Below are 5,401 nucleotides of genomic sequence, written 5' to 3' on the forward strand. Positions count from 1 at the left end.
GTCTGCGACCGGTTCGCCGATTCCAGCCGCGCCTATCAGGGGGTGGGCGGGGGCACGCCCGCCGATTTCATCGAGGCGCTGGACGCCGCTGTGGTGGGGGCGACGCAGCCGGACCTGACGTTGGTGTTCGACCTGCCGGTCGAGGTCGGGCTGGAGCGGGCGTTCGGGCGGGGCCTGTTCGAAACCCGGTTCGAGTCCAAGGGGCTGGCGTTTCACGAGCGGCTGCGCCGTGGCTTTCTGGAGATCGCGCGGACGCATGAGCGCTGTGTCGTGATCGACGCCGATGGCGACATGGATACGGTGACGGAACGGGTCTGGGCCGCTGTCGAGGGGCGGCTGCTGTGAGCGAGCATGCGCGCGACCGGTTCGACCTGATCCCCGATGCGGCGGCGGAGGCCGCGTTTCTTGATGCCCAGTCGCGCGGGCGGTTGCATCACGCCTGGCTGCTGTGCGGGGTCGAGGGATCGGGCAAGGCGACGTTCGCCTATCGCGCCGCGCGGCGGTTGTTGGGGGCAACGCCCGACCCGTCGCGGGGTCTGCTGGGGACTCGGCCCGACGATTCGGTGGCCCGGCTCATCTCGGCCCAGTCGCATCCCGATCTGCTGGTGCTGGAGCGGGCGGTGGAGGGCGGCAAGACCAAGAAATCGATCTCGGTCGATCAGGCGCGGGACCTGCCGGAGTTCTTTTCCAAGAGCCCGTCGCAGGCGCAGGCGCGGGTGGCCATCATCGACGCTGCTGACGACCTGAACCTGAATGCCGCCAATGCCTTGCTGAAGGTTCTTGAAGAGCCGCCTGAAAGCGGCGTGCTGTTTCTGGTGACCCATGCGCCGGGGCGGCTGCTGGCCACGATCCGCTCGCGGTGTCGGCGGCTTGCCTTCCCGGTCTGGCCCGAGCATGCGCTCGAGGAACTGGTGCGCAATCGGACGGGCGTGCCCTCCGCCGAGGCGGCGCGGATCGCGGGCATGGCGGCGGGATCGCCCGGACAGGCGCTGGCCCTGGGGTCCGGCGCGACGCTGGAGGCCGATCAACTGGCGCAGGACTGGGTCAATGCTGACGTCGTGGACCGGGCGGAGGCTATGGCGGTGGCGGACAAGTTCCGGGGCGCGGAGGGGCAAGAGCGGTTCGAGACCCTGATGGAGCGGCTGATTGCGGCGGTGAAGGTGAGGGCGCTGAACGAGGGCGCATCCGGGGCGCGCTGGGCCGAGCTGTGGACACGCCTGTCCGAGCTGCCGGACCGGACGGCGGCGATCAATCTGGACCGGGCCGATGTGCTGGCCGGGGCGCTGGCAGACCTGCAGCGGACCAAGGCCCAGGCGGGGGCGCGCTGATGCTGATCGACAGCCATGTGAACCTGCATGCGCCGCAGTTCGACGATGACCGCGACGCCGTTATCGCGCGCGCGCGTGAGGCGGGGGTCGGGCTGATGGTCGAGATTTCCGACAAGCTGTCGACCTTCGAGGCGACGCATGGCCTGGCGATGGCGCATCCGGACATCTGGTGCACGGTCGGGGCGCATCCGCATGAGGCCAAGGATCACACCGATCTGACGGCGGCGCGACTGGTCGAGCTGGCCGGGCGGGACCGGGTGGTGGGGATCGGTGAGTGCGGGCTGGACTTCCACTACGACTTCAGCCCGCGAGATGTGCAGGCGGCGGTGTTTCGCCAGCATATCGCCGCCGCACGCCAGACGGGCCTGCCGCTGGTGGTGCACACACGCGAGGCGGATGCGGTGATGGGCGATATTCTGGAGGAGGAGATGGCCATCGGGCCGTTCCGGTTCCTGATGCATTGCTATACGTCTGGTGCAGAACTAGCGGAAAAAGCAGCAGAACTCGGAGCGTGGTTCTCCGTCTCCGGGATCGCCACCTTCAAGGCGGCGGGCGATGTGCGCGAGGTCATCGCGGCCATGCCGGCGGACCGGATCATCGTGGAGACGGACTGCCCCTATCTGGCCCCCATGCCGCATCGGGGGCGGCGTAACGAGCCTGCCTATGTCGGCCATGTGCTGGATAAACTGGCCGAGATCCGGGGCTGGGCGCGCGAGGAGGCCGAGGCGCGCACGACGGACGCCTTCTTCACTCTGTTCGACCGCATTCCGAGGCCAGCCGGATCATGAGCGAACTGGAAGTCGTCATTCTGGGCAGCGGATCGTCGGGCGGTGTGCCGCGCGGGGACGGCGACTGGGGCGACTGCAATCCGGCCGAGCCCAGGAACCGCCGCAGCCGCTGCTCGGCCCTGATCCGGCGGCACGGGCCGGAGGGTGTGACCAGCGTCCTGATCGACACCTCGCCGGATTTGAGGGAACAGGCCTTGGCGGCGGCCATCCGGCATGTGGATGCGGTCCTCTATACTCATGACCACGCGGACCAGACCCACGGCATCGACGATCTGAGGGTCTTCGCCATGCGCACCCGGCGGCGCATTCCGGCGTGGATGGACCAGGCGACCATGGACGCCCTGACGAGCCGGTTCGGCTATATCTTCGAGAGCGTCGAGGGCTATCCGGCCATACTGGACGCGCATCTGATCCCGCCGCATGGCCAGACCTGGTCGGTGGGCGGGGCAGGGGGCGAGGTGCCGGTCGTGACCTTCGACCAGGCGCACGGACCCATCCGCTCGGTCGGCTATCGCATCGGGCCGGTGGCTTATTCCAGCGACGTGTCCGATCTGGACGAGGCGGCGCTGGAGGCCGTGCGCGGCTGCGACTTGTGGATCGTCGACGCCCTGCGCTGGACGCCCCACCCGACCCACGCCCACGTCGACAAGACCCTGGACTGGATCGCGCGATCAGGGGTCAGGCGGGCGGTGCTGACCAACCTGCACCTGGACCTGGACTATGCGGCGCTGAAGGCCGTCGTGCCGGACAATGTCGAGGTCGGGTTCGACGGTTGGAGCGCGATCTTTGAGCTTGACGGAGCGAAGTAACCTAACCAGAGGTAGAGCTGGATGGTTTTAAGGGGCTACTATGGCGGGATTGGTCAAACCGAAAATTACTGACAAATGGGACGAAAGATATGTCCGTCTTGCAGCCCATATAGCGAAGTGGTCCAAAGATCCAAACGCTCCGATTGGTGCTGTTATTGTGAGCCCCGAGCTTGGCCGTATCATTTCCGTGGGATTCAACGGGTTCCCAATCAATATTGAAGATAATGAAGAACGTCTTGACGACACCGAAACAAAACTAAGTATGGTTATTCATGCAGAAGAGAATGCTATTCTCTTCGCGGGTAGGGCGGCGCGTGACTGTCATATCTATGTTGTTGGGAAACCGGTGTGTGTACACTGCGCACTATTGATAATCCAAAGTCGAATTACGCGTGTGATAGCTATTAAACCAGACTTTTCCTCAGATTCTAAATGGAATACGCCAGGCAAGAGAGCTCTGGAGATGTTTACTGAAGCCGGGGTAGAGTTTTCCGAGATTAATCCAGACTGGCTGCAAGATTAATCAAGTCCCGAGTAACCGCGCCGCCTTCGGGGCGAAGTACGTCAGCACCCCCGCACAGCCCGCCCGCTTGAACCCATGCAGGGTTTCCAGGATGGCGCGGTCCTGGTCCAGCCAGCCGTTGGCGATGGAGGCCTGCATCATCGCGTATTCGCCGCTGACCTGATAGGCGAAGGTCGGAACGCGGAAGGTCTCGTGCACCCGGCGGACGATGTCGAGATAGGGCATGCCCGGCTTGACCATGACGGCGTCGGCCCCCTCGGAGATGTCCATGGCGACCTCGCGCAGGGCCTCGTCGGAGTTGGCATAGTCCATCTGATAGGTCTTCTTGTCGCCGACCAGCATGGCGGCCGAGCCGACGGCGTCCCGGTAGGGGCCGTAGAAGGCCGAGGCGAACTTGGCCGCGTAGGACAGGATCATGGTGTCGTGCAGGCCGTTGGCCTCCAGCGCCTCGCGAATGGCCTGGACGCGGCCATCCATCATGTCGGAGGGAGCCACGACATCGGCCCCGGTATGGGCGTGGATGAAGGCCTGCTCGGCCAGACGCTCCAGCGAGGCGTCGTTCAGCACCCGCCCGTCCTCGACCACACCGTCGTGGCCATGGTCGGTGTAGCAGTCCAGCGCCACATCGGTCATGACGCCGATGTCCGGCACCGCATCCTTGATGGCCCGGATGCAGTCGGGGATCAGACCGTCGGGATCGGTCGCGCCGGTGCCGACCGCATCCTTGATCGCGCCGTCGATATTGGGGAACAGGGCGACCATGGGGATGCCCAGAGCGTGGGCCTCTTTCGCTGCCTCGGCCGCAGCCCTGGGCGACAGGCGAAAGACGCCGGGCATGGAGGCCACGGGAACGCGGTCCTCGGCTCCATCATGGACGATCAGGGGCCAGATCAGGTCGGCCGGGGTCAGGGTGGTTTCGGCGACCAGACGACGCACCCAGGGGCTGCTGCGCAGGCGGCGCGGACGGGCGTAGGGGAAGGCGGCAGGCGCGAAAGGCTGGGTCATGGCGAGCCTTTAGCCTCCTTCTTCCGGCGGGAGAAGGCAGACGAGTGGGCTCAAGCCCTCTCCCACCGGGAGAGTGAAGGCGTTAGAAGGCTCGAAAACACCAAGGAAACGCTTCATGGATTTCGCCCTCAACGACGATCAGCGCGCCATTCAGGATGCAGCACGGGCCTTTGCCGAGGCCGAACTGGCCCCGCACAGCGCGGAGTGGGACGAGACCAAGACCTTCCCCGTCGAGACGATGCGTCAAGCCGCGGAGATGGGGTTCTGCGGCATCTATACGGGCGAGGAGCATGGCGGGATGGCGCTGGGCCGCGTCGAGGCGGCGGTGATCTTCGAGGAGCTGTCGCGGGGCGATGTTTCGACAGCGGCTTTCATCAGCATCCACAACATGGCGACGTGGATGATCGACAGGTTCGGCTCCGACGACCTGCGGGGCCGCTATGTGCCGTCGCTGGTGTCGATGGAGAAGATCGCCAGCTACTGCCTGACCGAGCCCGGCTCGGGGTCGGATGCCGCCGCCATGCGCACGACGGCCCGGCTGGACGGCGACCACTATGTGCTGAACGGCTCCAAGGCCTTCATCTCCGGGGCCGGGACGTCCGACGTCTATGTGGTCATGGCCCGCACCGGGGAGCCGGGGGCCAAGGGCATTTCGGCCTTCGTCGTCGATCTGGGCACCCCCGGTCTGTCGTTCGGGGCACAGGAAAGGAAGATGGGCTGGAACAGCCAGCCGACCGCCATCGTCCAGTTCGACGACTGCCGCGTGCCGGCGGCCAATCTGCTGGGCCAGGAAGGCGACGGTTTCCGCTATGCCATGATGGGGCTGGACGGCGGGCGGCTGAACATCGCCGCCTGTTCGCTGGGCGGGGCGCGACTGGCGCTCGAAACGGCCATGGACTACGTCGCCAGCCGCAAGCAGTTCGGCAAGGCGCTGGCCGAGTTCCAGAA

7 protein-coding genes are annotated in these 5,401 nt (G+C 65.9%); 6 read left to right on the top strand and 1 reads right to left on the bottom strand.

What is annotated here, in order from left to right; all coding sequences use genetic code 11:
- From JHC81_RS13530 to JHC81_RS13550, 5 genes are all read left to right on the top strand, one after another.
- Positions 1-345 (top strand): dTMP kinase (locus tag JHC81_RS13530; RefSeq protein WP_292175539.1); only part of this gene is annotated, 345 nt, incomplete at its 5' end.
- Positions 342-1,328, top strand: a complete 987-nt coding sequence (locus JHC81_RS13535) for a DNA polymerase III subunit delta' (protein ID WP_292175541.1) — start codon at positions 342-344, stop codon at positions 1,326-1,328. The genes JHC81_RS13530 and JHC81_RS13535, both read left to right, overlap by 4 nt.
- Entirely contained in the window at positions 1,328-2,116 is a 789-nt protein-coding gene (locus JHC81_RS13540) for a TatD family hydrolase (protein WP_292175543.1), read from the top strand. Before JHC81_RS13535 ends, JHC81_RS13540 begins: the two co-directional genes overlap by 1 nt.
- Positions 2,113-2,925: an MBL fold metallo-hydrolase gene (locus JHC81_RS13545; RefSeq protein ID WP_292175545.1), complete on the top strand. Its 813-nt coding sequence runs from the start codon at positions 2,113-2,115 to the stop codon at positions 2,923-2,925. The genes JHC81_RS13540 and JHC81_RS13545 overlap by 4 nt, the downstream gene beginning before the upstream one ends.
- Positions 2,926-2,965: 40 nt before the next feature.
- Entirely contained in the window at positions 2,966-3,448 is a 483-nt protein-coding gene (locus JHC81_RS13550) for a deaminase (protein ID WP_292175547.1), read from the top strand.
- On the opposite strand, the gene hemB is transcribed toward JHC81_RS13550, so the two are convergent.
- A complete protein-coding gene (hemB, locus tag JHC81_RS13555; protein WP_292175549.1) occupies positions 3,449-4,453 on the bottom strand; it encodes a porphobilinogen synthase in 1,005 nt (334 codons plus the stop codon).
- 115 nt (positions 4,454-4,568) lie between these two features.
- Between hemB and JHC81_RS13560 the strand changes: the two genes are divergently transcribed.
- On the top strand, positions 4,569-5,401 hold an 833-nt coding region (locus tag JHC81_RS13560), incomplete at its 3' end, for an acyl-CoA dehydrogenase family protein (RefSeq protein ID WP_292175551.1).

Origin of the sequence: Brevundimonas sp. (assembly GCF_016463295.1) — a bacterium.
Taxonomy (GTDB): domain Bacteria; phylum Pseudomonadota; class Alphaproteobacteria; order Caulobacterales; family Caulobacteraceae; genus Brevundimonas.